General features: G+C 70.0%; 26 protein-coding genes, 1 tRNA gene and 2 pseudogenes. 18 read left to right on the top strand and 11 right to left on the bottom strand.

Going from position 1 to position 25,098, the window contains the following annotated elements; genetic code table 11:
* The 8 genes and pseudogenes from VGL30_RS02250 to VGL30_RS02215 all read left to right on the top strand — a co-directional run.
* Window positions 1-202, top strand: a pseudogene (locus tag VGL30_RS02250) (hypothetical protein); the annotation flags it as partial.
* Window positions 203-250: 48 nt separating this feature from the next.
* Window positions 251-325: transfer RNA gene (locus tag VGL30_RS02245), tRNA-Val, on the top strand.
* A 378-nt stretch (window positions 326-703) separates the two neighbouring features.
* On the top strand, window positions 704-1,135 hold the full coding sequence (locus VGL30_RS02240; RefSeq protein WP_331536336.1) for a hypothetical protein: 432 nt from the start codon (window positions 704-706) through the stop codon (window positions 1,133-1,135).
* 366 nt (window positions 1,136-1,501) lie between these two features.
* Window positions 1,502-1,837, top strand: a complete 336-nt coding sequence (locus VGL30_RS02235; protein WP_331536334.1) for a hypothetical protein — start codon at window positions 1,502-1,504, stop codon at window positions 1,835-1,837.
* A gap of 177 nt (window positions 1,838-2,014) precedes the next feature.
* Window positions 2,015-2,750 (top strand): annotated as a pseudogene (locus VGL30_RS02230) (IS630 family transposase); the annotation flags it as partial.
* A 1,212-nt stretch (window positions 2,751-3,962) separates the two neighbouring features.
* Window positions 3,963-4,358 (top strand): VOC family protein, encoded by a 396-nt coding sequence (locus VGL30_RS02225; protein WP_331536332.1) that lies wholly within the window; start codon window positions 3,963-3,965, stop codon window positions 4,356-4,358.
* Window positions 4,359-4,385: 27 nt separating this feature from the next.
* A complete protein-coding gene (locus tag VGL30_RS02220; protein WP_331536330.1) occupies window positions 4,386-5,318 on the top strand; it encodes an acyltransferase in 933 nt (310 codons plus the stop codon).
* 158 nt (window positions 5,319-5,476) lie between these two features.
* Window positions 5,477-5,779 carry an RcnB family protein gene (locus VGL30_RS02215; protein ID WP_331536328.1) on the top strand — a complete coding sequence of 101 codons (303 nt, stop codon included), beginning with the start codon at window positions 5,477-5,479 and terminating at the stop codon, window positions 5,777-5,779.
* A gap of 25 nt (window positions 5,780-5,804) precedes the next feature.
* Here VGL30_RS02215 and VGL30_RS02210 read toward each other — a convergent pair whose 3' ends face one another.
* The 4 genes from VGL30_RS02210 to motA form a co-directional block, all read right to left on the bottom strand.
* Window positions 5,805-6,179 carry a DUF6491 family protein gene (locus VGL30_RS02210; RefSeq protein WP_331536326.1) on the bottom strand — a complete coding sequence of 125 codons (375 nt, stop codon included), beginning with the start codon at window positions 6,177-6,179 and terminating at the stop codon, window positions 5,805-5,807.
* Between the two features lie 62 nt (window positions 6,180-6,241).
* Complete coding sequence (gene mnmD, locus VGL30_RS02205) at window positions 6,242-8,020, bottom strand: tRNA (5-methylaminomethyl-2-thiouridine)(34)-methyltransferase MnmD (RefSeq protein WP_331536324.1); 1,779 nt, start codon at window positions 8,018-8,020, stop codon at window positions 6,242-6,244.
* 66 nt (window positions 8,021-8,086) lie between these two features.
* Complete coding sequence (locus VGL30_RS02200; protein WP_331536322.1) at window positions 8,087-8,386, bottom strand: hypothetical protein; 300 nt, start codon at window positions 8,384-8,386, stop codon at window positions 8,087-8,089.
* Between the two features lie 202 nt (window positions 8,387-8,588).
* Window positions 8,589-9,458, bottom strand: coding sequence for a flagellar motor stator protein MotA (motA, locus tag VGL30_RS02195; RefSeq protein WP_331536320.1), 870 nt, complete (start codon window positions 9,456-9,458; stop codon window positions 8,589-8,591).
* Between the two features lie 110 nt (window positions 9,459-9,568).
* Here motA and VGL30_RS02190 point away from each other — a divergent pair, with 110 nt between their 5' ends.
* Window positions 9,569-10,948, top strand: a complete 1,380-nt coding sequence (locus VGL30_RS02190) for an MFS transporter (protein WP_331536318.1) — start codon at window positions 9,569-9,571, stop codon at window positions 10,946-10,948.
* Here the strand turns inward: VGL30_RS02190 and VGL30_RS02185 are convergent.
* The gene (locus tag VGL30_RS02185; protein WP_331536316.1) at window positions 10,884-12,152 is read right to left on the bottom strand and encodes a lytic murein transglycosylase; all 1,269 of its coding nucleotides are present in this window, start codon (window positions 12,150-12,152) and stop codon (window positions 10,884-10,886) included. The two genes, VGL30_RS02190 and VGL30_RS02185, sit on opposite strands and share 65 nt — an antisense overlap.
* 151 nt (window positions 12,153-12,303) lie before the next feature.
* Here VGL30_RS02185 and ykgO point away from each other — a divergent pair, with 151 nt between their 5' ends.
* From ykgO to VGL30_RS02170, 3 genes are all read left to right on the top strand, one after another.
* Window positions 12,304-12,429 carry a type B 50S ribosomal protein L36 gene (gene ykgO / locus VGL30_RS02180; protein WP_331536314.1) on the top strand — a complete coding sequence of 42 codons (126 nt, stop codon included), beginning with the start codon at window positions 12,304-12,306 and terminating at the stop codon, window positions 12,427-12,429.
* A gap of 189 nt (window positions 12,430-12,618) precedes the next feature.
* Window positions 12,619-13,386 carry an enoyl-CoA hydratase/isomerase family protein gene (locus VGL30_RS02175; RefSeq protein ID WP_331536312.1) on the top strand — a complete coding sequence of 256 codons (768 nt, stop codon included), beginning with the start codon at window positions 12,619-12,621 and terminating at the stop codon, window positions 13,384-13,386.
* A gap of 37 nt (window positions 13,387-13,423) precedes the next feature.
* Complete coding sequence (locus VGL30_RS02170) at window positions 13,424-13,930, top strand: hypothetical protein (RefSeq protein ID WP_331536310.1); 507 nt, start codon at window positions 13,424-13,426, stop codon at window positions 13,928-13,930.
* Between the two features lie 9 nt (window positions 13,931-13,939).
* On the opposite strand, the gene folE is transcribed toward VGL30_RS02170, so the two are convergent.
* Window positions 13,940-14,533: a GTP cyclohydrolase I FolE gene (folE, locus tag VGL30_RS02165; RefSeq protein ID WP_331536308.1), complete on the bottom strand. Its 594-nt coding sequence runs from the start codon at window positions 14,531-14,533 to the stop codon at window positions 13,940-13,942.
* Between the two features lie 132 nt (window positions 14,534-14,665).
* Here folE and VGL30_RS02160 point away from each other — a divergent pair, with 132 nt between their 5' ends.
* Window positions 14,666-14,932 (top strand): DUF2312 domain-containing protein, encoded by a 267-nt coding sequence (locus tag VGL30_RS02160; protein ID WP_331536306.1) that lies wholly within the window; start codon window positions 14,666-14,668, stop codon window positions 14,930-14,932.
* Window positions 14,929-15,240 (top strand): hypothetical protein, encoded by a 312-nt coding sequence (locus tag VGL30_RS02155; RefSeq protein WP_331536304.1) that lies wholly within the window; start codon window positions 14,929-14,931, stop codon window positions 15,238-15,240. The genes VGL30_RS02160 and VGL30_RS02155 overlap by 4 nt, the downstream gene beginning before the upstream one ends.
* A 41-nt stretch (window positions 15,241-15,281) precedes the next feature.
* On the opposite strand, the gene VGL30_RS02150 is transcribed toward VGL30_RS02155, so the two are convergent.
* From VGL30_RS02150 to VGL30_RS02140, 3 genes are all read right to left on the bottom strand, one after another.
* Entirely contained in the window at window positions 15,282-16,784 is a 1,503-nt protein-coding gene (locus VGL30_RS02150) for a sigma-54 dependent transcriptional regulator (RefSeq protein WP_331536302.1), read from the bottom strand.
* 255 nt (window positions 16,785-17,039) lie between these two features.
* On the bottom strand, window positions 17,040-18,275 hold the full coding sequence (gene rocD / locus VGL30_RS02145; RefSeq protein WP_331536300.1) for an ornithine--oxo-acid transaminase: 1,236 nt from the start codon (window positions 18,273-18,275) through the stop codon (window positions 17,040-17,042).
* Window positions 18,275-19,165 carry a dimethylarginine dimethylaminohydrolase family protein gene (locus VGL30_RS02140; protein WP_331536298.1) on the bottom strand — a complete coding sequence of 297 codons (891 nt, stop codon included), beginning with the start codon at window positions 19,163-19,165 and terminating at the stop codon, window positions 18,275-18,277. The genes rocD and VGL30_RS02140 overlap by 1 nt, the downstream gene beginning before the upstream one ends.
* Before the next feature lie 109 nt (window positions 19,166-19,274).
* Between VGL30_RS02140 and VGL30_RS02135 the strand changes: the two genes are divergently transcribed.
* Together VGL30_RS02135 and VGL30_RS02130 are read left to right on the top strand one after the other, a co-directional pair.
* Window positions 19,275-19,703 carry an Lrp/AsnC family transcriptional regulator gene (locus VGL30_RS02135; protein ID WP_331536296.1) on the top strand — a complete coding sequence of 143 codons (429 nt, stop codon included), beginning with the start codon at window positions 19,275-19,277 and terminating at the stop codon, window positions 19,701-19,703.
* Between the two features lie 49 nt (window positions 19,704-19,752).
* The gene (locus VGL30_RS02130; RefSeq protein ID WP_331536294.1) at window positions 19,753-21,543 is read left to right on the top strand and encodes a M3 family oligoendopeptidase; all 1,791 of its coding nucleotides are present in this window, start codon (window positions 19,753-19,755) and stop codon (window positions 21,541-21,543) included.
* A gap of 45 nt (window positions 21,544-21,588) precedes the next feature.
* Here the strand turns inward: VGL30_RS02130 and VGL30_RS02125 are convergent, their stop codons facing one another.
* Together VGL30_RS02125 and VGL30_RS02120 are read right to left on the bottom strand one after the other, a co-directional pair.
* Window positions 21,589-23,127, bottom strand: a complete 1,539-nt coding sequence (locus VGL30_RS02125) for a putative ABC transporter permease subunit (protein WP_331536292.1) — start codon at window positions 23,125-23,127, stop codon at window positions 21,589-21,591.
* Window positions 23,124-23,882, bottom strand: a complete 759-nt coding sequence (locus VGL30_RS02120) for an ABC transporter ATP-binding protein (RefSeq protein ID WP_331536290.1) — start codon at window positions 23,880-23,882, stop codon at window positions 23,124-23,126. Before VGL30_RS02120 ends, VGL30_RS02125 begins: the two co-directional genes overlap by 4 nt.
* Window positions 23,883-24,017: 135 nt before the next feature.
* Here VGL30_RS02120 and VGL30_RS02115 point away from each other — a divergent pair, with 135 nt between their 5' ends.
* Together VGL30_RS02115 and VGL30_RS02110 are read left to right on the top strand one after the other, a co-directional pair.
* Entirely contained in the window at window positions 24,018-24,773 is a 756-nt protein-coding gene (locus VGL30_RS02115) for an SDR family NAD(P)-dependent oxidoreductase (RefSeq protein ID WP_331536288.1), read from the top strand.
* Between the two features lie 40 nt (window positions 24,774-24,813).
* Window positions 24,814-25,098 (top strand): MFS transporter (locus VGL30_RS02110; RefSeq protein WP_331536286.1); only part of this gene is annotated, 285 nt, incomplete at its 3' end.

Below are 25,098 nucleotides of genomic sequence, written 5' to 3'. Positions count from 1 at the left end.
TCTGGCCTGGAACGATGCCGTCCTGCGTTTCCACGAGGCTGCCGGCCCGGTCAGGACCGCGAGCTCGGTGCAGGTGCGCCAGCCGATCTTCGCGACCTCGGTCGAGCGCTGGCGCCGTTACGAGGCCGAGCTGGCGCCGCTGTTTGCGGCGCTAGGCTCCTACGCGCCGAACCGCTGGCCTGATGGGACGCGTGGAACCTGATGCTTGTCGGGGCCGCCGGCCCAAGCTATTAGCGCTCCTCCGCTGGCCGGACGCGTAGCTCAGCGGGAGAGCACCTCGTTGACATCGAGGGGGTCACAGGTTCGATCCCTGTCGCGTCCACCATTCCTTCCGCCGCTAACGCGGCGTGAATTCACTCCCCGCCAATACCTTCGAAAAGTCCGCCGGTTAGGCGGTGGGAAGCCCATGCGCGTGGCTCTCCGAAAGCCGCAAGGCAGTCCAAGCATGTCCGTTTCGGCCTTTTCTCTCCATGCCCACGTGAGAAGTGTGACTTTCGCCTTCTGCCCCTGAGAACAGGGGAAATAACAGGGGCAACCCGAACGGCGGCGACCGCCGGCGGACGCCGACGGTCGTGATCGCATCTACAAAGTGTGGGAGGCGTCAGCCGATCGCGGCGAAGCGCCGACGCTGAACGTCCCCTTGTTTCCCGCCCTGGCGTTTTGTCGCGATGTCGGGCGTTACGCAATTCCGGGGCGGGAGCGCTTGACCTGGTTTCTCAACCCGGAGGACTTCTCGACCTGCACCTCATGGGAGCTCAAGCATGGCGAGCGGCTCGGGATGGTGCTGGCCGACAGCGGTGGTCGGTGCTGGAAGGTGCTGGCGGTCGTTGACCTCGGCGTCGTGAGGCCCTTCTGGGAGCGGGCGTGGCGGTTCCTGATGCGGCAGAGCGTGCACCGGATCGACCAGCGGCTTGTCGAGATCGATCCGCTTGTCCTGGACCAGGTGAAAGAGCGGGCATGCACCTCTATCGAGGCCAATCCAGACGATTGGCGGGACGACGAAGCGATCGCCGGCGAGGATGGCCCGCCGCGGGAGGAACAGGAAATGCGGGATGAGTTGCAGGAGGCGGTCCGAACCGCGCAGACGCTGCCGCAGTTGATCAACGCCTTGTACCGTGAAGAGCTGCCCGGCTGACTACCGCGCCTCGGCTGCTCGGCGCAGTCTGTCTAACGCCAACTAGATGTTCCGTCCCGGCGTGTAGGGCAGGTTCTGCACAGCTGCGCCACGACCACGCACGCGTGCGCAGGTGGCTGGTCTCCGCGGTTCCAGCAGAGGAGCAGCGCTTAGACGAGGAATGCGTTCGGTCAAGGCGGGGGAGCGCGCTAAATTCTCCTATCGGAGCTATGAAGCGTCCGAAGGTCCAACGAGCTCCTGATCAAAGTCTCGCCAAGTTCGATCGCGCCCAACTGCTTCCCCATCAATCCCGGGTGGCCAGAATTCCGAGCTAAGATCGCGCTGCGGCGGGCGCTGGCCTTCCATATGCGCTGACGCCAGGGCGCCATGATCCTGGAACCCACGGATGGCGCTCCGACGCCGGCGGCCAAGCTGGATCGGGCTCTGGTCCGCGCGGTGGTCCTCGCCAGGATCTGGGCGGCCCAGCTGGAGTGCGGCGAGGTCGAGTCGATCAAGGCGCCGGCGCAGCGGGAGAAGCTCTGCAACCACTACACCACGCGCCTGCTGCCGCTGGCCTACCTGGCGCCGGACCTCGTCTCTCAGATCCTGGAGGGCCGCCAGCCGCGCGCAGCCAGTCTCGGGACCCTGACCGCCGGACCGCTGCCGACGGATTGGGAAGCTCAGCGGTTGCGGTTCCACCAGCTGGGAAACGCTGCCGCCTGAAATCGCTGTTTCGACCGGAAATTCGCTGATCGGCATCACGGCTCCGCACAACCTGCGGAGCCGAAATCGTTTCTGATGCAAGGTGTTAGAGCGGGTTGCGGTTTGAGTGAATCGTTGGATTCCCAAATCGGCTGAGGTCTGATTCAAGCTTCCTGCTGGTGCGGGAGGCCAGCAGGGATGACCCGACCTTATTCGATGGACCTTCGGGACCGTGTGGTGGCGGCGGTGGAACGGGAGGGGCAGTCGCGACATCAAGCGGCGGCGCGGTTCGGGATCGCGGTGAGCACGGCGGTGCACTGGGTTCGGCGTTACCGAACCACGGGCAGCGTCGCGCCTGGGAAGGTCGGGGGGCACAGGAAGCGGGTTCTGCGCGGCGAGCACGCCCAGTGGCTGATCGCCCGCTGCCAGCCGGACAAGGCGTTCACGATCAGCCAACTGGTCATGGAGCTCCTGACGGAGCGCGGGTTGAAGGTGGATCGGCGGCAGGTGTGGGAGTTCCTGCACGCCGAGAAGCTGAGCTTCAAAAAAAAGCCTGTTCGCCAAGGAGCAGGATCGCCCCGACGTCGCCCGACGGCGTGAGCAATGGAGGCGTTATCAGGGGCGCATTGATCCTGGCCGCCTGGTGTTCATCGACGAGACCTGGGCCAAGACCAACATGGCGCCGCTGCGGGGCTGGTGTCGCCGGGGCGAGCGGCTGAAGGCCACGGCGCCGTTCGGTCGATGGAAGACCATGACCTTCATCGCCGCCCTGCGGCATGACCGCATCGATGCGCCCTGCCTATTCGACGGGCCGATCAACGGCGAGGCCTTCCTCGCTTATGTTCGCACCTTCCTGGTCCCGACCCTCAACGCGGGCGATGTGGTGATCCTGGACAACCTCGGCAGCCACCGCGGCAAGCCAGTCCGCAAGGCCAGGTTCAACGGCGCTTGTCCACCTGGGCTTTTCCAGCCGCCGCAGGATGCGCGACCGCCGCGCCCGTTCCGACTTTCGATCAAGTGGGCGTCCCGTATACGTATCTCTCCACCGCATTGAACTGCGGCTTACCTTCGTAGGAGTTGGTCAGGCGCCCATGAACCTCGGCGCTGGGCATAGGCTTGATGTTCCACGGCTGGTTCTTGATCCGGTCCGGCACGTTCTTGCCCCAGCCATTCTGTGGAATGGCCCAGTGATGGCCATGCTGCTTTGGCGCAAGCATGCCCCTTTTCTTGCCCAACCACGGCCTCACGTATCGATCCCAATCGTATGGATTCTTCGCCGCATTCTTGCGACGTAGAAGGCTCCCTTACCCACCCCTTTCGCAATCGATCCTGCCAGGAACAGGTCGGAGGCCGCGAGAGCGCCATTGAGCGCTGCACCGGCATAATCGCCCTCCTGGAAGTCCGCGACCGCCTCGCGACCAGAGCCCCAGACCGGTATCAGGGACTCGGCAAATCCTGGATGACCTACTGAGTTAGCCGGCGGCTTAGTCGTGGCAGCCTCGGCGCGTTGCCTCTTTAACCGCTCCGGCCCGCCCCTCTCGTCGTATTGGTCGCCCGCCGGGTCCGGAACGGACCGCGGCTCTCCTCTTGGCATCTGCGCCACCGAACTTCCCTTGCATTGTTCTGATTTCGGGCTTGCGGACGGCTGGCCACGGCGCCCCAACCATCAAATGGTTACACAAGCTCGGCCTTATGTCTTGAACAAATCAAGAACAAATCTATCAGTGGGCGGAGACAATTGACGACGCGACTGCACCCACCACCATTCTTCTCCACCTCGACATTTACGTCGCCTCGCCTTGCGGCATGAGGCGGTCGCGGCCTGGCGGCGTCTCAGGGGCAGGGACGAAAGCTCGCTGATACGCCCCCAGTCGAGCGAGGTCCCGGACGCTGAACGCCGCTCCCCCGCTACGCCTGGCGTGAAGCGCCGCCGCCGTCCCGGCCGACATCGGCCGGGACGGCGGCCTGCGGGGTCCCGAAACCTCGCGCCCGGCCTGCGCCCTCGCGTTGACGCCGCCCGCGACCCGGCCGCTTAGTGCGCCCGTGCGAGGGACAACAGGGGGAGGGTCCGGATGAAGCCCGTTATCCTGGCGGACCCGGCGGCCGTCGCGCTCGCTCGGCTTCGGCCCTGGGAAAGGAAAATCCAATGACGATGGGCATCGGCTCGCAGGCTTCGAAGGTGATGCTCGTCAAGATCACCGTCTCGGACATCGACAGGTCGCCCGACTTCTACGAGCGCGTTGTGGGGCTGAAGCGGGTCGCCACCGAGGGCGAGGCTCCTCGGTCGCACGATCCCAAGGCCGACTTCGAGGAGATCGGCCTCAACTATTCCGGTTCGCGCCGCGACGCCCAGGTCATGCCGGTGCGGCGGATGGGCCTCACAGCCACGCCGGAGGCGGCGCAGCTCACCTGGGAGGTGTTCAAGGTTCCCGACGTCGCCGCCGTGCTCCAGCGGATCCGGGCCGCGGGGCTGGTCTTCGCGCTGGCCCGCGACCCCGACGGCTACGTCGTGGAGCTCCTCCAGGCCCCCAGCGTCCCGTAGGCGGAAACACGCGCCGGATTGCACCGCATGTCCTTCGACCTGATCCGGCTGATCGCCGCGTCGATGGTGGTGTTCAGCCACAGCTTCCCGCTGGCCGGCCTGCCGCCGGTGCGCGCGCCCGGCACGGAGGACTTCGGCGCGCTGGGGGTGAGCATCTTCTTCGTGGTCAGCGGCTACCTGGTGACGGGCAGCTACCTGCGCGACCCGAAGGCCTATCTCGCCAAGCGGCTGCTGCGCATCGAGCCGGCGCTGATCGTCTCGCTGCTGGCGACCGTGCTGCTGGGCGGCGCGGTCAGCGCGGCGCCGGACTACTGGGCGCGCCCGCAGACCTATCTCTACGTGCTGCGCAACGCGCTGCTCTATCCGACCACCTACGAGTTGCCGGGCGTGTTCGAGGCCAACCCGCTGCCGCATGTGGTGAACGGGGTGCTGTGGACGCTGCGGATGGAGTTCACCTGCTACCTGTTCCTGATGCTGGTGCGGGGGCGGCGCAGCCTGATGCTGGCGGCGATGGCTGTGGCGGCCGTGGCCTATCTGGCGATCCAGGCCGTGCAGCCGCACTGGGCCGCGCAGGCGCCCACGCGGATCGGTTTCCTGGCGGCGCGCTACGGCTTCCTGTTCTGCGCCGGCTCGGCGCTGTGGGGGGTAAAGCTGCCGCGCCCGCTGTGGCTGGGCCTGGGGTCGGCGGCGCTGTTTCCGGTGGTGGGCGCGCTCGCCCTGCCGACCGCGGTGATCGGCCTGGCGCGGCCGGGCAAGCTGCCGGCGGACCTGAGCTACGGGGTCTATATCTACGCCTTTCCGCTGCAGCAGCTGCTGGCCGCCCACGGCCGGCTCAACTTCTGGACGGCCATGGCGCTCACCCTTCCGCTGGCGGCGGCCTCCTGGTTTCTGGTGGAGAAGCCGACGCTCGGCCTGAAGCCCACGCCGCGCGCGGTGGTCGCGCCGCCGGCGCAGGCCTGAGGCCGCCGGGCTCGGCCGGTGTTTCAGTTGTTTCGAAACATATACAAAATATTTCTCTAAAGAAATCAGATGAACTCAAGCTGACGCGCGGCGTTCAGGTCGCGATCATCCAGGATATGTGAAGTTGAGATCCTGAATTCGACCAAAGGAGTTTTGCAATGAAGACCATGTTGATCGGCGCTATCGCCCTGTCGCTGCTGGGCGGCGCGGCCGCGAATGCGGCGCCCTACGGTTACGACAACCGCCACGATGCGCAATACGACCACAGCGACAAGCACCAGAACTGGCGCCAGGGCCAGCGCCTGCCGCCGGAATACCGGACCCGCGCGCACTACGTCGACTACCGCCGCGCCCGCCTGCACGCCCCGCCGCGCGGCTACCAATGGGTGCGGGTGGACAACAACTACGCGATGGTGGCGCTGACCTCGGGGCTGATCGCCTCGATGGTCGCCAGCCGCTAGGCCGTTCCGTGGGCCCGCTCCCTTGCTAGGGGCGGGCCTTGGGCGGCAGGGCCGCGGCCTCCTGCGGGGTCAGCTTGTGCAGGGTCTTCACCGGGCAGTGCTGCGGGCCGATGGGCGAGGGGGAGATGATCTCGGCGTCCAGGCCCGAGCAGATCCAGTCGGAGCCGCGCGCCTGAATGCCGATGCGCTGGTTCCAGTCGATGTCGCTGCAGCGGCCCATCAGGTCGAGCCGGTAGATGTCCTTGACCCCCACCCGCAGGTAGACGGTCTGGTCGCCGGCGGCGCGCCAGCCGCTGACGTTGCGGGCGTAGAAGCAGTTCTGTTTGCCGGCGGCGTGGGCTGTTCCGGCCAGGGCGAGAGCGGCGAGCAGCGGCGCCGCACAGAGAATTCCGAACCTCATCGGCTCCGTTCCTTCCAGGCTTTCCTCCCCCGGACGCGTTATCATAGGCGCTTTTCGCACGCTCAGGAATGACGTCGCCTTGCGGCGCGGCGGGCGAAGCGGGCTGGATCGACCAGGGCTTGCGCGGCGGCGGGCAGGGGCGACGGCGCGCCCAGGGCCAGGGCCGCCACGTGCTCGGCCAGCAGGGGCGCGTGGACGAAGCCGCGGCCGCCGAAGCCGGTCAGCACGAACAGGCCCTCCGCCGGGGTCTGCGGCGCAGGGCCGGCGATCGGCAGGTTGTCGCGGGTGACGACACGCAGGCCGGCGCGTCCGGCCAGCGTCGCGCCGGAAAGCCGGGCGGCGAGCTGCGGCAGGGCTTCGGCCAGGGCGGCCAGGTTACGGGCGTGGTCGGCCGGCCGGACGTCGGTTCCACGGTCGCCGCGGTCGTGGGTGGCGCCGAACAGCAGGCCGTCGCGGGTCGGAGCGGCGTAGCCGCCCCAGGACACGGCGGGGGCGATTTCGCCGGCCGCCCAGCTGGCCTGGCCGCGGACGCACGCGAGGTCCAGGCCGTCCGCCAGGCTTTCGCAGCCGAGGCCCGCGGCGAGGATCACCGCGTCGGCTCGCGCCAGGATCGCGCCCGCCGCGTCCAGCAGGGTCCAGCCGCCGTCCTCCGCCCGCAGGCCGGCCACGTGGGCGAGGTGGAACTCGCCCGCCCAGGCGGTCAGCAGTGGGGCGGGGTCGACCACCAGGGCGGTGGCCTGGTCGAGGCCGTCTTCCGTGAGCCTGAGGGCGCCCGGGTCGAACAGGCCGCTGCCGGCCGCCTTGCGGAAGCGGCCGAGGTCGGCGGCCTTGCCGGGGAGCTGGCGCACGCCGCGGGCGATCACCGCGTCCGGGACTGTCGCGTAGAGCTGGACCGCGCGGGTGAACGCCTGGGCGAACAGCTGTGCGGCGGCGCCCAGGCCGGCGTCGAGGCGCGGGGCGACGAGGACGGCAGGGTTGCCGGAGGCGCCGGCGCCGGGCGCCTCGGCCTCGAACATGATCGCCTCGCCACCCAGGGCGCGGACGGCGCGGGCCGCCGCCGCGCCGGCGATCCCGCCGCCCACCACCGCCACGCGCCGCGCCGCGGGATCCGGCCGGGGTGGGCCGGGCAGGCGCGCCTGCAGCCGCTCGCGCTTGCGGCCGAAGCCGGGTTTCTTCTCCACGTCGAAGCCGGCGGCGGCCAGGCCCCGGCGGACGGCGCCGGCGACGGTGAAGGTGGCCGCCGCCGCCCCGGGAGCCGAGCGGGCGGCGACCAGTTCCAGGATCTGCGGCGTCCACATGGCCGGGTTCACCGCCGGGGCGAAGCCGTCGAGGAACCAGGCGTCGGCCCGGCCGGTCCAGGCCTGCAGCGCCTCGGCGGCGTCCAACATGGCCAGGTCGATCGTGGCGCGGAACTCGGGCAGGTCGATGCGCCGCCAGCCGCGGGCCCAGCCCGGCCAGCCGGCGAGGAGGGCTCCCGAAACCTCCGCCAGCTCCGGCCAGGCGCCGAGCGCGCGGGCGGCGTCGGCGGCCTTGAGCGGATGGGCCTCGAGGGTGAAGACGTGCAGGCGGGCGCCGGCCGGCGCGGTCCGTCGCCAGAGGTCCAGCAGGGCCGCGATGTTGAGGCCGGTCCCGAAGCCCAGCTCGCCCACTACGAAGCGCCGGCGGCCGCGCCAGGCCTCGGGCAGGCCGCAGCCCTGCAGGAAGACGGCGCGGGTCTCGGCCAGGCCGTCGGCGGCGGAGAAGTAGACGTCGCCGAAGGCGCGCGAGCGCGGCTGGCCGTCGGAGCCCCAGACGACCGGGTCCAGGGCGGGATCTTCGGCGGAGTCGTGGTCTGGAGACATGTCCCTGAAACGAAAAGGGCCGCCCGAAACGGGCGGCCCTCCGTAACGCTTGAAGCGTCGAGAAGCTTACTTCTTCTCGGGCGCGGCCGGGGCGGCGGCCGGAGCCATCGCGTCGGTCTTCGGCGCTTCGGCAGCGGCGGTCGCGTCGGCGGCCGGAGCGGCGGCGGCGGCGTCGGTCGCGGCCTTGGAGGCGTCCGCGGCCGCGTCGGTCGCGGTGGCCGCAGCGTCGGTCGCCGTGGAGGCCGCGGTGTTGGCGGCGGCGGCGTCGGTCGCGGCGGGTTCGGCCGGCTTCTTGCAGGCGGCGGTGGAGAGAGCGGCGACGGCGGCGCCGGCGATGAGCATGGTGCGAAGAATCGTGGAGGTCATGTCCCTGGTCCCCTAAGACAAGAGTGTTACGCGCCCGACGGGCCGCTCGGATCAGCGCTCCGTCACCGGAACGTGAGCCAGACGGGTCGCCAGCGCGTCGGGGACTATGCCGTGCTTTGCGCGAAGGGCAAGCGCTTTATTCACGCGTCCGTGATCACTTTTTTCATCTTTGTGCCGGCGGGTCGTCCGCGCCGACAGCGGCTCAGGTCTCGTTGGGAATGGCCGACAGCGCCTCTTCCAGCTCGGTGAAGCTGGGCTGCGCGTCCGACGGGACGGCGCCGCGGCCGATCTCCACCGAGATCTGTGCGGCGTTGCCGTGCAGGTGGGCCACCAGCACCTGCTGGATGATCCTATAGAAAGCCGAGTCCCCGTCGATGACTTCCTTCAACCGGTTGGCCATGGGGCCCACCAGGCCATAGGCCAGGAACACGCCTAGAAAGGTGCCGACCAGGGCGCCGCCGATCATTTCGCCCAGCACTTCCGGCGGCTCGGTGATCGCGCCCATGGTCTTGATGACCCCCAGCACGGCGGCGACGATGCCCAGGGCGGGCAGGCCGTCGGCCAGCGAGGTGAGCGCGCCGGCCGGGCCCAGCGCCTCATGGTGATGCTTCTCGAGCTGCCTTTCCATGGCGTCTTCGACCTGGTGCGGGTCTTCCAGGTTCATGGTCATCATCCGCAGGGTGTCGCAGATGAAGTCGACAGCGAAGTGGTCCTTGGTGATCTTGGGGAAGCGCGAAAAGATCGTGGAGTCGTGGGGGTTCTCGATGTGGCTTTCGAGGGCGATGACGCCCTTGGACTTCATGGTCTTGGTCAGCAGGAACAGGAGCGAGAGCAGGTCGCGGTAGTCGGCGGCCTTCCACTTGGGCCCGGCGAACACCTTGGCGAAGCCGGGGCCGGTGGCCTTGATGGTCTGGATCGAGTTGGAGATCAGGAAGGCGGCGACGCCGGCGCCCAGGATGCACATCATCTCGTGCGGCAAGGCGTGCAGGATCACGCCCATGTTGCCGCCCGACATCAGATAGCTGCCGAATACGAGGGCGAACAGCAGCACGATCCCGATGATCTGAAACATGAAAACGCCGGCCCCAGCAGAATTGGCGGTCAGGATCGGCGTGAATGCTTAATGCGGCGTATGCACCCCGGGGGTTTGCGCTGCGGCGCGGCGCCACGTAACAGCCCCGGATGCGAGAGGAACCCGCGCCCGCCCCGGAGATGTCGAAAGCGGCCTTCGCCACCGTCTGCGGCGTCTCGACCGTCACGGCCATGGGCAATACCGGCATGTTGTCGGTGCTGCCTGCCGTCGGCCGCTCCATCGGCATTCCCGACGCCCTGGTGGCGGCGATCTTCTCGCTCTCGGCGCTGCTTTGGGCCTTCACCTCGCCGGTGTGGGCCAGGGCCTCGGATCGGCGCGGGCGCAAGCCGCTGATCATGCTGGGGCTCTGCGGCTTCGTGCTGTCGATGAGCGCCTGCGCGGCCGTGGTGGCCGCGGGCCTGCACGGGCTGGCGGCGCCGATGACGATCTTCGTGCTCTTCCTGTTCGCCCGGGCGCTGTTCGGTCTGTTCGGCTCGGCCTCCAACCCGGCGAGCCAGGCCTATGTGGCCGAGCGCACCCCGCTGGCGCAACGCACGCAGTCGCTGTCGAGCCTGGCCGGCGCGTTCGGCCTGGGCACAGTGGTCGGGCCGTTCCTGGCGCCGGTGTTCGTGTTGCCGGTGCTGGGGCTGGCGGGTCCGATGGTGATGTTCGCCCTGATCGGCGTGGCGATGCTCGTAGAGGTCTGGCGCCGCCTGCCCGAGGCCTCGCCGCCGCTGTTCGCGGGGGTGCGCGTTCCGGAGCCCGGGAACAGGGCTGTCCGCCCGCCGCCCATGTGGCGCGACCCGCGGATGCAACCGTTCCTGATCTACAGCTTCGTGGCCGCGGTCTGCCAGACCTCCCAGGGTCAGATCATGGGATTCCTGATCATCGACAAGCTGGGCCTGACGCCGGCGGAGGCCCAGGGTTTCATCGCCATCGCCATGATGTTCGGGGCGGTGGCGGGACTGCTGGCCCAATGGGGCCTGATCCGCATGTTCGAGATGACGCCGCGCCAGCTGCTGCGCGATCGCCGCGCTGGGCAGCGCTACGATCGCGCTGGCGCCCACCTACTGGGTCGTGGTGGCGGGCTACGCGATCTCCACCCTGGGCTTCGGCTTCGCGAGGCCCGGCGCGGCGGCGGGTTCGTCGCTGGCGGTGCGGATGGACGAGCAGGCCCGCGCGGCCGGGGCGCTGGCGGCGGTCAACGGCGCCAATGTGCTGCTTTCGCCGGCGTTCGTCTGGCTCTACGGGCAGCTGCATCCCGCGCCGTTCGTGCTGTGCGCAGGGATGTTGGCGGCCCTGCTGGCCTTCGCCTTCGCCAATCCGCAGCTGCGCAACGCCGCGCCGACGCCCGCCACCCGCGCCGACACGGTGGCGGCCACGCTGGAGAAGAGCGACGAGGACGGCGGCGCGCCCTGAGCGTCCCTACGGCGGCGCTTCGGCCCGCAGGCGGCGAACCATCTCCGGCGACAGGTAGCCGTCGGCGGTGAGGCCGTGGGCCTTCTGCCAGGCGCGCAGGGCCGCGCGGGTGTTGAGGCCCACGACGCCGTCCGGCTCGCCGGGATCGAAGCCCGCGCGGGCCAGCGCCTGCTGGGCGGCGATGCGGTCGGACAGGCCCAGCGGGATCTCCACCGGCCAGGCGGCGACCAGCGGCCCGCCGCCGGCGAAGCGGTCGGCCAGCAGACCGACGCCCAGGGCATAGGCGATCGAGTTGTTGTACTTGCGGATCGCGAAGTGGTTCGGGAACAGCAGGAAGAGCGGCCCCGAGGCGCCCGCCGGAGCGGAAAGCTCGGCCGGGGCGGCAAGGTCCGCGTCGCTCCAGGGCCGGCCGTCGGCGCGGCGCAGGCCCTTGCCGGCCCAGAAGGCGGGGCTCTCGCGCGGGCCTTCGGTGAGGCCGAAGTCGAAACCGGAGGGTGCGGTCACCTCCTGCGCCCAGCCTTCGCCACGGCGCCAGCCGGCCTTGGCCAGCAGGTTGGCCGCCGAGGCCAGCGCGTCGGCGCTGGAGCCCCAGACGTCGCGCCGGCCGTCGCCGTCGCCGTCGACGGCCGTGGAGAGGAAGGTGGCGGGAATGAACTGGGTCTGGCCCATGGCGCCGGCCCAGGAGCCGACCAGCCGGGCACGCGGGAACTCCCCCGAGGCGATGATCTTCAGGGCCGCGACCAGCTGGTCCTCGGCGAAGCCGCGGCGGCGGCCGTCGGCGGCGAGGGTGGCCATCGAGCGCAGCACGTCGAAGTTGCCCTGCAGCGCGCCGAAGCCGGACTCCATCGCCCAGACGCCGATGACGATGTCGCGCGGCACGCCGAAGCGGTTCTCGACGGCGGGCAGGAAGGACAGGGCGCGCTTCCGGCGGCCGATGGCGACCCGGTCGTCGGTGACCACGCCTTTGATGTAGGTCCCCACCGGGCGGGAGAACTCCGGCTGGCGGCCGTCCAGGGCCGAGACCCGGTCGTCGGGGCTGAGGCCGCGCAACTCGCGGTCGAGCACCGGGGCCGGCACGCCGGCGGCCTGCGCCCGGGCGTAGAAGCCGCGCAGCCATTCGTCGAAGCTGGCGCTGCCCGACGGCGGCATCGGCGGCGGCCCCGGCGGCAGGGGAACGGTGACGCGGGTCCCCGGTTCGGGGGCCGGCTGTGCGGCGGAGCTGCGCGGCGGGGCGCAACCGGCGAGCAGCAGGGCGATAAAGGCGCGGCGATCCATCCGAATCTCTTCTAGGCCAGTCCGGACTCGGCGTCGTTATCACAAGCCCGCGACGGCATCCGGCGTTGACTCGGCCGGACCCCGCCCGTATATGCGCCGGCTCTTGCAGTTCCCCCGGGACTTTCGGGGGCCGGCGCGTGGAAGTTGGGTCATGAAAGTCAGAAGCTCGCTCAAGTCGCTCAAGACTCGCCACCGCGACTGCAAGGTCGTGCGCCGCAAGGGCATCGTCTATGTGATCAACAAGACGAACCCGCGCTTCAAGGCCAAGCAAGGCTGACGCGGCGGGTCCTTCGAGGCCCGCCCCCTCCGAATTCACGGCTTGGCTACGCGCCCGCGCCCCGGGCGCGTTTTCGCGTGCGCAACCCTGCCCGCGGCGCCCGAAGCGCATTCCCTTTCCCGCCGGGGGAGGCTTCCGGTCGCCGGTACGGTCCTCTAGGCTCCGCGCCAACCGACAGGGGAGGCGCGCGTGACCCGGCTCGCGGAGTATCAGGACAAGTTCAAGTTCATCCGCCTGCGCCGCGATGACGGCGTGCTGGAGATGACCATCCACCGCGACGGCGGCTCGGCGCTGTGGGACTTCGGCCCGACGGGCATCCACCGGGAACTGGGCGACGCCTTCCATGCGATCGGCCAGGACCCGGAGACCCGGGCGGTCATCCTGACCGGGGCCGGCGACGCCTTCCTGGAGAAGATGGACCACGGCGATCCGGCCGACGCCGAGCCGATGAGCGCGGAGTTCTGCGACCGGATCTACCGCGAGGGTAGGGCATTGATCCACAACCTGCTCGACATCGAGGTTCCGGTGATCGCGGCGGTGAACGGCGCCGCCTACATTCACGCCGAGCTGGCGGTGCTGTCGGACATCGTGCTGGCCTGCGAGACCGCGCGCTTCGCCGACAAGGCCCACTTCCCCAACGGGGTGGTCCCGGGCGACGGCGTGCACGTGGTCTGGCCGATGCTGCTGGGCCCGAACCGTGGGCGCTATTTCCTGCTGACCGGCGAGGAGATCGACGCCCAGGAGGCCCGGCGGCTGGGCTTCGTGGGCGAGGTGCTGCCGCGCGAGCGGCTGATGCCGCGCGCCTGGGAACTGGCCCGGCAGATCGCCACCAAGCCGCCGCTGGCCGTCCGCTACACCCGCGTGGCCCTGACGCAGGAGCTCAAGCGCCGTATGCTGGGCGAACTGAGCCATGGGCTGATGCTGGAGAGCATGGCGGTGCTGGCGCGGCGCGGCTGACGCGCCGGCCAGCGGAAACTTCCCGGAAGGACAGCGCATGGACCCGGCCTTCGGCGGTTTTTTTCAGAACGCCTACGTCACCACCGATCTCGATCAGGCGCTGGAGGTCTTCAGGACGGTCTACGGCGTGCCGTCCTTCCTGGTGCATGAGGTCGACCACGGCGTCAGCCACCGCGGCCGGCCGGGACGGATGAAGCTGCGCCTGGCGCTGGCCAACCTCGACGGCGTGCAGATCGAGGTGATCGAGGCCGCCGAGGGGTGCGTCGGCCTCTACCGCGAGGGCCTGCCCGCCGAGGGCTTCGGCCTGGCGCACCACCACGTGGCCATGCGGATCGGCGGAACCCTGCAGGACTGGCGGCTCTGGCGGAGCCGGATGGCGGCCGGCGACCGTGGGATCGTGCTGGAAGGCGAGTTCGGGGAGGCTGCCCGCTTCGCCTACCTCGACGACAGGCGCCGCCTCGGCCACTACACGGAGTACCTGTGGATGCTCGACGGCGGCAAGGCGATGGACGCGGCGATCCCGAGCTTCACGACCGGGTCGTGAGCGACGCCCCTACGGCCGCCCGTCCCGCACGAACTCCAGGAACTCCTGCCGCGTCCGGGGGTCGTCGCGCACCACGCCGGTCAGCCGGCTGGTGGTCAGCCGCGAGCCCGGGGTGTTCACCCCGCGCATGGTCATGCAGCTGTGCTCGGACTCGATGACCACGCCCACCCCTCGGGGCTTGAGGATCTCCTGGATGGCGTCGGCGATTTCGGCGGTGAGCTTTTCCTGGATCTGCAGCCTGCGGGCGAAGCCCTGGACCACGCGGGCCAGTTTGGAGATGCCCACTACCCGGTCGTTGGGCAAGTAGCCGATGTGGGCTCGGCCCAGGAACGGCAGCATGTGGTGCTCGCAGAAGCTGACCATGCGGATGTCGCGCAGCACCACGAGTTCGTCGTAGCCGCCCACCTCCTCGAAGGTGCGGGCCATATACTCCCGCGGATCGGTCTCGTAGCCCGAGAACAGCTCCTTGTAGGCGCGGGCGACGCGGCCGGGCGTGTCGAGCAGCCCCTCGCGGTTGGGATCGTCGCCCGCCCATTCGATCAGGGTGCGGACGGCGGCCTCGGCGTCCTCCTGGGTGACTTTCCGGTGATGGGCTTCCGACATGCTTTCCTCCGCGTCGATCCGTCTCAACGATGCAAATCGGCCAAGGTTCAGCCGACCGATGACAGGGCCTTTCCGGCCAGCTAGGTTCCGCGGCCTCCCGAGACCCCCTCCCAATCGAAGAGGCTTCCCAAAATGGCCGACGACAGCGCGAATATCGACGTCCTCAACTCCGCGGCGCAAGGCCAGTTGAAGAGCATCATCGAGAGGATCGAACGCCTGGAGGTGGAAAAGGCCGAGGTGGCGGAGCAGATAAAGGAGGTCTTCGCCGAGGCCAAGGGCAACGGCTTCGACGTGAAGATCCTGCGCAAGGTGGTGCGCCTGCGCAAGCAGGATCGGGCCAAGCGCCAGGAGGAGGAGGCGATCCTCGACCTTTATCTGGCGGCCCTCGGCGAGATTTGAAGCGCAAGCCGCCAGACCCGAAGGCGCTGGCCAAGCGGGCCGCGCTGAACGCCCTGCAGCGCGCCCGTCGCCAGGCGGACCGCGCCGGGGTGAAGCTCTCCGATTGGGAGGGCGAGTTCCTGGGCTCGGTCGAGGGCCGGCTGAAGACCTACGGCCGCGCCTTCGGCGATCCGGAGAAGGGCGGCCGCGGCCAGGCCCTCTCCGTCCTGCAGCACGTCAAGCTGAAGGAGATTTCCGCCAAGGCGAAGGGAGAGCCCGCCGCCATGGGGCGAAAGCCGTTCCGGCGGAAGCCAAAGGGAAGCTCCTAGCTTCGCGCTTGTGTCGCCCGATCAGGGCCGCCAGGCGCCCTTCAGGCGCTGGCTGAGGCCGGTCCATCATCTTCATCCCCATGTCCCTTCAGGACGTCGTCCAGGCCCTGTTCCCGGACCTTGCGGTAGAGCGTCGAGCGGCCGATGCCGAGGCGGCGCGCCACCTCGCTCATGTGGCCGGCGTAGATCTCGATGGCCAGCTGGATCAGGTCGCGCTCGATCTCCTCAAGCGTGCGCAGGTGGCCGCGGCCGTCGAGGATGCGCACGGGCGCGTCCCTGGGCATCTCGGCCATCAGCTCGGCGCTGGTGGGCGGCAGGGCTGTGGCGTGCGGGACGATCGTGCGGGTCTGCAGCTCCGGCGGCGGCGCGGCCACGCCGGAGATCGACGGGAAGTCGTGCGGCTGCAGGTAGGGCGCGTCGGCCAGCACGATGGCGCGGTACACCGCGTTCTCCAGCTGGCGCACGTTGCCCGGCCAGTCGAAGCCGGTGAGGAAGGCCATGGTCTCCGGCGAGGCCCCGACGACGCTCTTGCCCTCCTCCACGTTGAAGCGGCGGATGAAGGCGTCGGTGAGCGCGGGGATGTCGCCGGCGCGCTCCCGCAGGGCCGGGGCCTCGATGGGGAAGACGTTCAGGCGGTAGTAGAGGTCCTCGCGGAACCGGCCTTCCTTCACCGCCTGGCCCAGGTCACGGTTGGTGGCCGAGATGATGCGGACATCGACCTTGACCGAGCGCTTGGAGCCGATGGCGTCGATCTCGCTTTCCTGCAGGGCGCGCAGCAGCTTGACCTGGATGTCCAGCGGCAGCTCGCCCACCTCGTCGAGGAACAGGGCGCCACCGTTGGCCTCCTGGAACTTGCCCAGGTGCTTGTCGCTGGCGCCGGTGAAGCTGCCCTTCTCGTGGCCGAACAGGATCGACTCCACGAGGTTCTCGGGGATGGCGCCGCAGTTCACCGCCACGAAGGGCTTGCCGGCCCGCTCGGAGGAGCCGTGCACGGCGCGCGCGATCACCTCTTTGCCGACCCCGCTCTCGCCGGTGATAAGGATCGGGATCGAGGACTTGGCCGCCCGCTCGCCCAGACGCTTGACCAGCATCATGGGGGCGCTGTCGCCGATCAGGTCGTCGAAGGTGGTGCGCCCTTGCGTGCGCTTCTTCAGCCGGTCCACCTCGCCTTTCAAGGCGCCCATGGACAGCGCGTTGCGGATCGAGACGATGATCCGCTCCGGCGAGGCGGGCTTGACGAAGAAATCGGCGGCGCCGGCCTGCATGGCCTCCACCACCGTGTCGATGCCGCCCTTGGCGGTGATGACGATCACCGGCTGGTGGTGGCCGCGGGCGCGCATCTCCTTCAGCGCGTCCTGGCCGGAAAGGCCGGGCATGACTAGGTCGAGCAGGACGATGTCGGCCGGCGCGCCGGAGCCCAGGCGCGTGATCGCCTGGTCGCCGCTCTCGGCGTGATCCACGACGAAGTCCTCGCGCTCCAGGACGGCCTGGATCAGCCTGCGTTGCGTCGGATCGTCGTCGACGACGAGAACCGTCTTAGTCATTTGAACACACCCACCGTACTGGACGCTCGTCTCATCGGACGAGGCTCGTTATGTCGCGAATTGATACAGGGGTAGTGTAAAGGCGAGGTTTCGGAGAGGTGAGTCGCGGGTTAACGCCGACTATTCCAATTCACCCGAATCAGAGATGGAACCGAATGGTGAATACGTTGTTAGGATTCAGATGTGGCGGTGTGGATAAGTTCTTATGCTTACTGCTACGTTTACTCTATTGATCCGGGGATCGCTCTCCTCCCCCTAAAGCGCCCGCAGCTCGGCGTCGAACTGTTCGGCGATCCAGTCGGCCTGGGCCTCGGTGAGCACCAGGGGCGGGGCGATGCGGACGGTGTGGTCGTGGGTTTCCTTGCAGAGCAGGCCGCGGCCCCGGAGGGCTTCGCAGAGCCGCCGCGCAGGGCCGGCCTCCTCGTGCAGTTCGACGGCCAGCAGCAGGCCGCGGCCGCGCACCTCCTTCACCGCCGGGCTGGCGATGGCGGCGAGCGACGCCTGCAGGCGTGCCCCGACCCGGGCGGCGTTCTCCACCAGGCCCTCCTCCATCAGCACCTTCAGCGCGGCGCGGGCGACGGCGCAGGCGAGCGGATTGCCGCCGAAGGTGGAGCCGTGCTCGCCGGGCTTCAGGACGCTCATCGCCTCGGCGTTCGAGAGCACCGCCGAGACCGGGTAGAAGCCGCCGGACAGCGCCTTGCCCAGCAGGGTGAGGTCGGCCTCCACGCCTTCGTGTTCCTCGGCCAGCAGCTTGCCGGTGCGGCCGAGGCCGGTCTGGATCTCGTCGAGGATCAGCAGCACGCGGTGCTTCGTGCAGAGGTCGCGGGCGGCCTTCAGGTAGCCGGCGGGCGGCATGATGACCCCGGCCTCGCCCTGGATGGGCTCCACCAGAAAGGCCGCGGTGTCGGGGGTGATGGCGGCCTCCAGCGCCGCGGCGTCGCCGAACGGGACCACCTTGAAGCCGGGCGTGAAGGGGCCGAAGCCCTGGCGCGAGACCGGGTCGGTGGAGAAGCCGACGATGGAGAGGGTGCGGCCGTGGAAGTTGCCGGCGCAGACGATGATCTCCGCCTGGTCGTCGGCGATCCCCTTGACCTCGTAGCCCCACTTGCGGGCGACCTTCAGGGCGCTTTCCACCGCCTCGGCGCCGGAGTTCATCGGCAGCGCCTTGTGGGAGTTGGTAAGCGCGCAGAGCTCTTCGTAGAAGGGCGCCAGCTGGTCGTTGCGGAAGGCGCGCGAGGTGAGCGTCAGCCGCCCGGCCTGGGCGACCATCGCCTCCAGGATCTTCGGGTGGCAGTGGCCCTGGTTCACCGCGGAATAGGCCGAGAGGCAGTCGAGATAGCGGCGGCCGTCCACGTCCCAGACATGGACACCCGCGCCGCGGGTCAGCACCACGTCGAGGGGCTTGTAGTTCCTGGCGCCGAACTGGGCCTCCAGGTCCATGAGGCGGGCGCTTTGCGCCGAGGCGGGGCGCTCCAGGGTGAGGGCGGACATCAGAGGGCTCCTTCCAGGGCTTGCGTGGCATGGACGGCGGCGGGGACGCTGGCGCGGTCGAGGCGCAGCGTCATGCAGTAGGCGGCGCCCCCCGACAGCATGAAGGGGGAGAGGTCGATGGCGACGACCCGGTAGCCGCGCGCCTCGAGCCGCCGGCGCAGGGTCTCCGGCGGGCGGGCCATGACGATGGCGCGGCCGATGTTGACGGCGTTGACGCAGAAGGCTGCTGCGTCGTCGGCCCCGGCCTCCAGACGCATCTCTGGCGCCACATGGGCGCGGATGGCGGCCAGGCCCCCGGGCGTGAAGGCCGGTGGATAATAGAGCACCTCGCCGCCGCTCAAGGGGCAGAAGCAGGTGTCCAGGTGATAGAACTGCGGGGTGGCCAGCTCCAGCGGGACCACGGTCTGGCCGAAGGCGGCGGCGATGGCGCGGGAGGCGGCGTGATCGGAGCGCGGGCCCCAGCCGCTCCAGAAATGCTGGCGGCCGAGATCCCAGATGGCGTCGCCGGCGCCTTCCTGGAACAGGCCTTCCGGCAGGTCGACGATCCGGCGGACGACGCCGCGCCGGCGCAGGGCCTCGAAGGCGGCGTGGAACGGGGCCTCCTCGCCGCGGCGCTCGGGGTGGCGGAAGCGGGCCGGCAGCACGACGCCGTCCAGCACCACGCCGGCGTTGGCGGGAAACACCAGGTCGGGCAGGCCCGCGGCGGCGGGGATCAGCTCGACCGTCGCGTCCTCTGCCTCCAGGGCTTCGCGCAGCGCCGTCGAGGCGGCGTGGGCGCGGGCGAGGCCGCCTTCCGGATCGGCGCGCCAGGCGTCGGGACGCATCCAGGGATTGATCTGGTAGCGGACCTCGAAGGCCGCCGGATCGGTCATCAGGAAGTGTGGTGGCATCTTGGCCCTCCGAGACCACCAGTCTCGTTCAAGGCCGCGCTAGCGAAAAGCTGTCAGGATGATATATTTCGCTCTTCAATTGGTCAGATTGTCATGTCGAGTTGACGAAATGGATATCGACGCCACTGACCGTGCACTGATCGCCCTGTTGCGCGCCAACGCCCGCGAATCGGTCGCCGCCCTAGCGCAGACGCTGAAGCTGTCCCGCGGCACGGTGCAGAAACGCATCGACCGCATGACCGCCTCGGGCGTCATCCAGGGCTTCACGGTGCGCACCGTGCCGGACGCCGAGGGCGAGCGGGTGCGGGCGGTGATGACCATCGCCATCGAGGGCGAGCGTTCGGGCGCGGTGCTGAGGGCGCTCAGGGGGTTTCCGGAGGTGGCGGCGGTGCACACCACCAACGGCCGCTGGGACCTGGTGGCCGAGCTCTCCACCGAAGGCCTGGCCGCCTTCAGCCGTACCCTGGACGCCATCCGCATGATCGACGGCATCGCGTCCACCGAAACCAGCCTGCTGCTGGCGACACACAAGATGTGATCGGGATTGCAGGTGGCGGCGGAGTCCGGCGGCCGCTAAACCGGCGGGCATGAACGCGCCCTTCAAGACCGACGCCCTGCCGCAATGGCGGCTCGACGACCTCTACACCGGCCGGGACGATCCGCGGATCGAGACCGACCTCGCCGCGGCCAAGGCCGCCAACGACGCCCTGGTGGCCATGCAGGGCCAGTTCGCAGGCGCTCGCGGCGAGCCCGCCCTGCTGGGCGCGCGGCTGGCGCTCGGGATCGACCTCTACGAGCAGGCGACCAACAAGCTCTGGAGCGTCGGCGCCTATGCGTCGCTGGCGACGTCCGTGGCGCGGGACGATGCGGCCTGGGCAAAGTTCGAGGGCGACCTTCGCACCCGCAGCGCGCAGATCGCCGCCGAGAGCCTGTTCTTCACCCTGGAGCTAAACCAGATCGAGGATACCGAGATCGAGGCGGCGCTGGACGCCCATCCCGCCGCCGCCCGCTGGCGGCCGTGGCTGCGCCGCGTGCGGCTCAGCCGGCCGCATGAGCTTTCCGCCGACCTGGAGCGGATGCTGGTGGACCGCGGGCCGGCGATCGCCAACTGGAGCCGGCTGTTCGACGAGACCCTGGCGCGGCTGACGGTGAGGGCGGGCAAGGACGAGCTCAGCTTGCCCGAGGCGCTGAACCGCATGTCGGATCCCGACGAAAGCCGGCGCAAGAAGGCCGCCAAGGGGCTTGCCCAGGCGCTGGAGGCGCGCACCCCGGTGCTGGCGCTCTGCTTCAACACCCTGGCGTTCGAGAAGCAGGTGGAGGACCGCTGGCGGCGCTATCCAGACCCGGCGGCTGGGCGGCACATCGCCAACGAGGTGGACGCCGAGGCCGTCGCCGCCATGGAGGCCGCGGTGGTCGAGGGCTACGCCTCGGTGAGCCACCGCTACTACCGGCTGAAGGCCAAGGCCATGGGCCGCAAGACCCTGGACTACTGGGACCGCAACGCGCCGCTGGATGCGGCGGCGCCCAGGACCTACCGCTGGGACGAGGCGCGCGGCATGGTGCTGGAAAGCTTCGCGGCGCTGGCCCCCCGGTTCGCCGACACGGCGCAGGCCTTCTTCGCCCATCCCTGGATCGACGCCCGGCCGCGGCCGGGCAAGCAGTCGGGGGCCTATTCGCATCCCGTCACCGCCGACCGGCACCCCTACGTCTTCCTCAACTACATGGGCGAACGGCGCGACGTGCTGACGCTGGCCCACGAACTGGGCCATGCGGTGCACCAGACCTTGTGCTCGCCGCTGGGAACGCTGCTGGCCGACACGCCGCTGACGCTGGCCGAGACCGCCTCGATCTTCGGCGAGGGGCTGGTGTTCGAGCAGTTGCTGGCTCAGGCGTCGAAGTCCGACCGCAAGGGGCTTTTGGCCGGCAAGATCGAGGATGGGATCAACACGGTGGTGCGCCAGATCGCCTTCCACCGCTTCGAGACCCGCTTCCATGCGGCGCGCGAGGCCGGCGAGGTCTCGGCCGAGGAGATCGGCAAGCTCTGGCTGGAGGTGATGGGCGAGAGCCTGGGGCCCGCGATCAAGCTGAACCGCGGCTACGAGCACTACTGGGCCTACATCGGCCACTTCGTGCATTCGCCCTTCTATGTCTACGCCTACGCCTTCGGCGACCTCTTGGTGCGGGCGCTGATGGAGAAGCGGCGGGAGGACCCCGCGGCCTTCGCGCCGCTCTACGAAGACCTGCTCGCCGCCGGGGGCACGCGGACCTATGTGGAGGCGCTGAAGCCCTTCGGCCTGGACCCGCGGGAAAAGGCCTTCTGGGCGGCGGGGATGAACGGGCTCGAGCGGCTGGTCGACGAGTTCGAGGCGCTCAGCTGATCTTTCCCCCGGTCCTCTACGGGGCAGGGGAGGAAAGGCAGGCGCTCAGCTCGCCGCCTTCAGCGTCTCGGCGACCCGGGCGTCGGAGCGGCGAAGCAGCAGCATCAGGACGCCGGCGACGGCCAGGGCCGCCAGCATCCAGACCGAACGGGCGGCGGCGAAGGCGGTGGCGACCGAGAGGGCGCCGCTGACCGAGGCCTCGGCCCAGAGCGCGTACCACGAGGCGCCCCGGCGGCGGCGGAAGTCGCTGCGCCTGGCGGGCTTCTGCTGCCAGATGTTGATCAGCGCGCTGCAGACGGCCGCCGCCGCGGCGCCCAGGGCGGTGACCAGGCCCAGCTCCGGCGACAGCACGGCCACGATCCCCAGCGGGACCAGCATGAGCACGGCGAGCGGGGCCAGCGCCGCGGTGAGCTTGCCTCGCCGGATCGTTGCGACGGGCGTCGGCGCGCAGGCCAGCAGGTCGGGCGCCTCTTCGGCCGAGACGGTGATCCAGGCCAGGCTGCCGGCCACCTGGCCCGCCATGAACACCACCATGGCTGCGGCGCCCGGCAGGGCGACCGCCTCGCCGCGGGCGGCCGAGCGGGCCAGCACCAGGGTCACGGGGATCAGGTAGAGCAGCCGCAGCAGCACCTGCGAGAGCAGGGCCTGGTCGCGGGCCAGCAGCCGCAGCTCCTTGCGCACCACGGCGCCGAAGCCGCTGCGGGCGAAGCGGGCCGCGCCCGGCGGCCGGGCGCGAGCAGCGAAGGCCGCCCCCTTGGCTGCGGCGGCCGAGGCCACGAAGCGCGGGCCGAGGCTGGCGGTGACGGTGAGGAACAGGCCTGCGCAGGCGATCGTGAAGAGGGCGAGCGGCCCGGGCTCGCCCAGGAAGGCGCGAAGCGGCAGGGATGCGATCGGCGGCGGGGCGAGGCGGCCCTCTTCCGCCGCGCGCCAGAGCGAGGCCCACAGGCTCTCATGGGTCTCGCTCAGCAGCAGGCGCAGCTGGGTGAACAGGAACAGCGACGCCCCGATCAGGGCGCTGGCCAGCTGGGCGACGCTGCGGGTCCGCCGGGGGCCGATCAGGGCGAACAGGCCGAGCGCCAGGAGGAGGCCTGCGCCGCAGGCCGCCAGCGCCAGGGCCGCCAACACCACAAGGCCCGCCAGCCACCTCGGCCCGGCGACCGCCGCGACGGTGACGAACACCGGCGCCAGCAGGCTGGCGAACATCGTGAAGATGTTCACCGCTATCCCCAGGAACCGCACCATCAGCACCCGGCGGGGCGGGATCGGCGAGGAGAACAGCAGATCCAGGTCGCCGCGCTCGTAAAGCGTGTCCGCCGCCGCGGCCAGGGTCTGCGACAGCATCAGCAGGAAGACGGTGAACGCCAGGGCGCAGGCGCTCACCACATAGGGCGCGCCGGTCATCGGCCCGGCGTGGCGCAGGAAATGGCCGAGCGGCACGCCGCCGGCGACGGCCAGTGCCAGCAGGATGAGCGGCGGGATCCAGGCGGAGACGCCGCGCCGGCCGTAGCGGGCGAAGAGGTTCCGCCAGCCCAGCAGGACCTCGTAGCCGAGGAGCCAGGCCGCCTGGCCGGGGCGGCCGATCACGCCGCCCGCACCCCGGCCTCGCCGGTGATCTCCAGGAACATGTCCTCCAGGGTGGCGCGGCCGTCGCCGGCCTGGCGGCGCAGGTCCTCCAGCGCGCCCTCGGCCAGCAGCCGGCCGCGCTGGATGATGCCGATGCGGTCGGCCATCCGCTCGGCCACGTCGAGGAAGTGGGTGGTGAGGATCACCGTCGCCCCGCCGCGCACGCGCTCCTGCAGCAGGTCCTTGACCTGCCGGGCCATGGCGGCGTCGAGGCCGGTGAGCGGCTCGTCGAGGATCAGCAGCCGGGGGTCGTGGATCAGGGCGCCGGCCAGGGCCGTCTTCTGCTTCATGCCGCGCGAGAAGCCCTCGCAGCGCTGGCCGCGCTGGTCCCAGAGGCCCAGCCAGCGCAGCAGCTGCTCGGCGCGCCCGGCGGCGAGGCCCGCCTCCACCCCCCAGAGGCCGGCCACGAACTCCAGGTATTCCAGCGGGGTCAGCCGGTCGTAGAGCATGGGCTCGTCCGGCGCCCAGGCGATCAGCCGCTTGGCGGCGATGGGGTCGGCGAGCGCGTCGACGCCGAAGACCGAGACGCCTCCGGCGTCCGGCTTCAGCAGGCCCGCCACCATGCGCAGGGTGGTGGTCTTGCCCGCGCCGTTGGGGCCCAGCAGGGCGTAGAGTTCGCCGGCGCGCACGGTGAGGTCCAGCCTGTCCACGGCGGGGGCCTTGAAGACCTTGGTCAGGCCGGTCAGCACCAGGGCGTCGGTCAAGCCACTCTCCATGGAGCTTTGGTCGGATTGCGGGTCGCAAATGGGGGTGCCAGCGCGCGATCTCCAGGCTAGGCTGAAGTCCGATCCAAAAGGTGAAGGTCGAATCGGGCGCTGCGACGATGGGCGTCGGCCTCGGGGGATGGAAGCATGAGAAGGCTGGAAGGCAAGGTCGCCTTCATCGCCGGCACGTCGTCGGGCCAGGGCCGGGCGGCGGCGCGGCTGTTCGCGGCGGAAGGCGCCTTCGTGGTCGGCTGCTACCGCACCGACATGGCGGGCGGGCGCGAGACCGAGGAGATGGTCAAGGCGGCCGGCGGCCGGATGCTCACCACGCAGACGGACCTGGCCGATCGCGCCCAGGCCCTGGCGTGGATCGCCGCCGGGGTCGAGGCGGGTGGCGGGATCGACATCCTCTACAACAACGCTGCGGGCGTCCGTTTCCAGCCCTTCGTGGAGATGTCGCCCGAGACCTGGGACCACGCGCTGCGCAACGAGCTCGACATCGTGTTCCACGTCACCCAGGCGGCCTGGCCGCACCTGATCGCGCGCGGCGGCGGGGCGGTCATCAACACCGCCTCGACGGCGGGCCTGCGCGGGCGCTCGCGGCTGGGCGCGGCCGGCCACGCCACGGGCAAGGCCGGGCTGATGGGACTGACCCGGCAACTCGCCGCGGAGGGCGCGCCGCACCAGATCCGGGTCAACACCATCTCGCCCGGGGCCATCGCCAGCGGCAAGCACGTAGCCACGGCCGAGCAAATCGCCTTGGTGGTCGCCAACATCCCGCTGGGCCGCGAGGGCAGGCCGGAGGAGATCGCCTACTGCGCCCTGTGGCTGGCCTCTGACGAGGGTGCCTGGGTGACGGCTCAGAACTTCGTCATCGACGGCGGTAGTAGCGAGATCAAATGATCGTCTGCTCGACGTTCGCCGCGCCCAGGAGCGAACAGCCATGACGGCCGCCAGCATGCCCGTGGAGGGCGCCGCCGACGTCGTGGAGGCGCCCTATCCCTCGCCGCTCCAGGGCTGGTGGACCGTCACGATCCTGACCGCCCTCTCCGCGATCTCGTTCATGGACCGGTCGATCTTCACGCTCCTGATCGTCCCGATCGGCAAGTCGCTGCAGATCAACGATTTCCAGATCGCGTTGCTCTCCGGTTTCTCCTTCGCGCTCTTCTATGCGATTTTCGGATTGCTGTTCGGCTGGGCGGTCGATCGCTTCGACCGCCGGCGGCTG

The sequence above is a fragment of the Phenylobacterium sp. genome (assembly GCF_036502675.1).
Lineage (GTDB): Bacteria > Pseudomonadota > Alphaproteobacteria > Caulobacterales > Caulobacteraceae > Phenylobacterium.
This window is presented reverse-complemented; position numbering and strand designations above follow the sequence as displayed.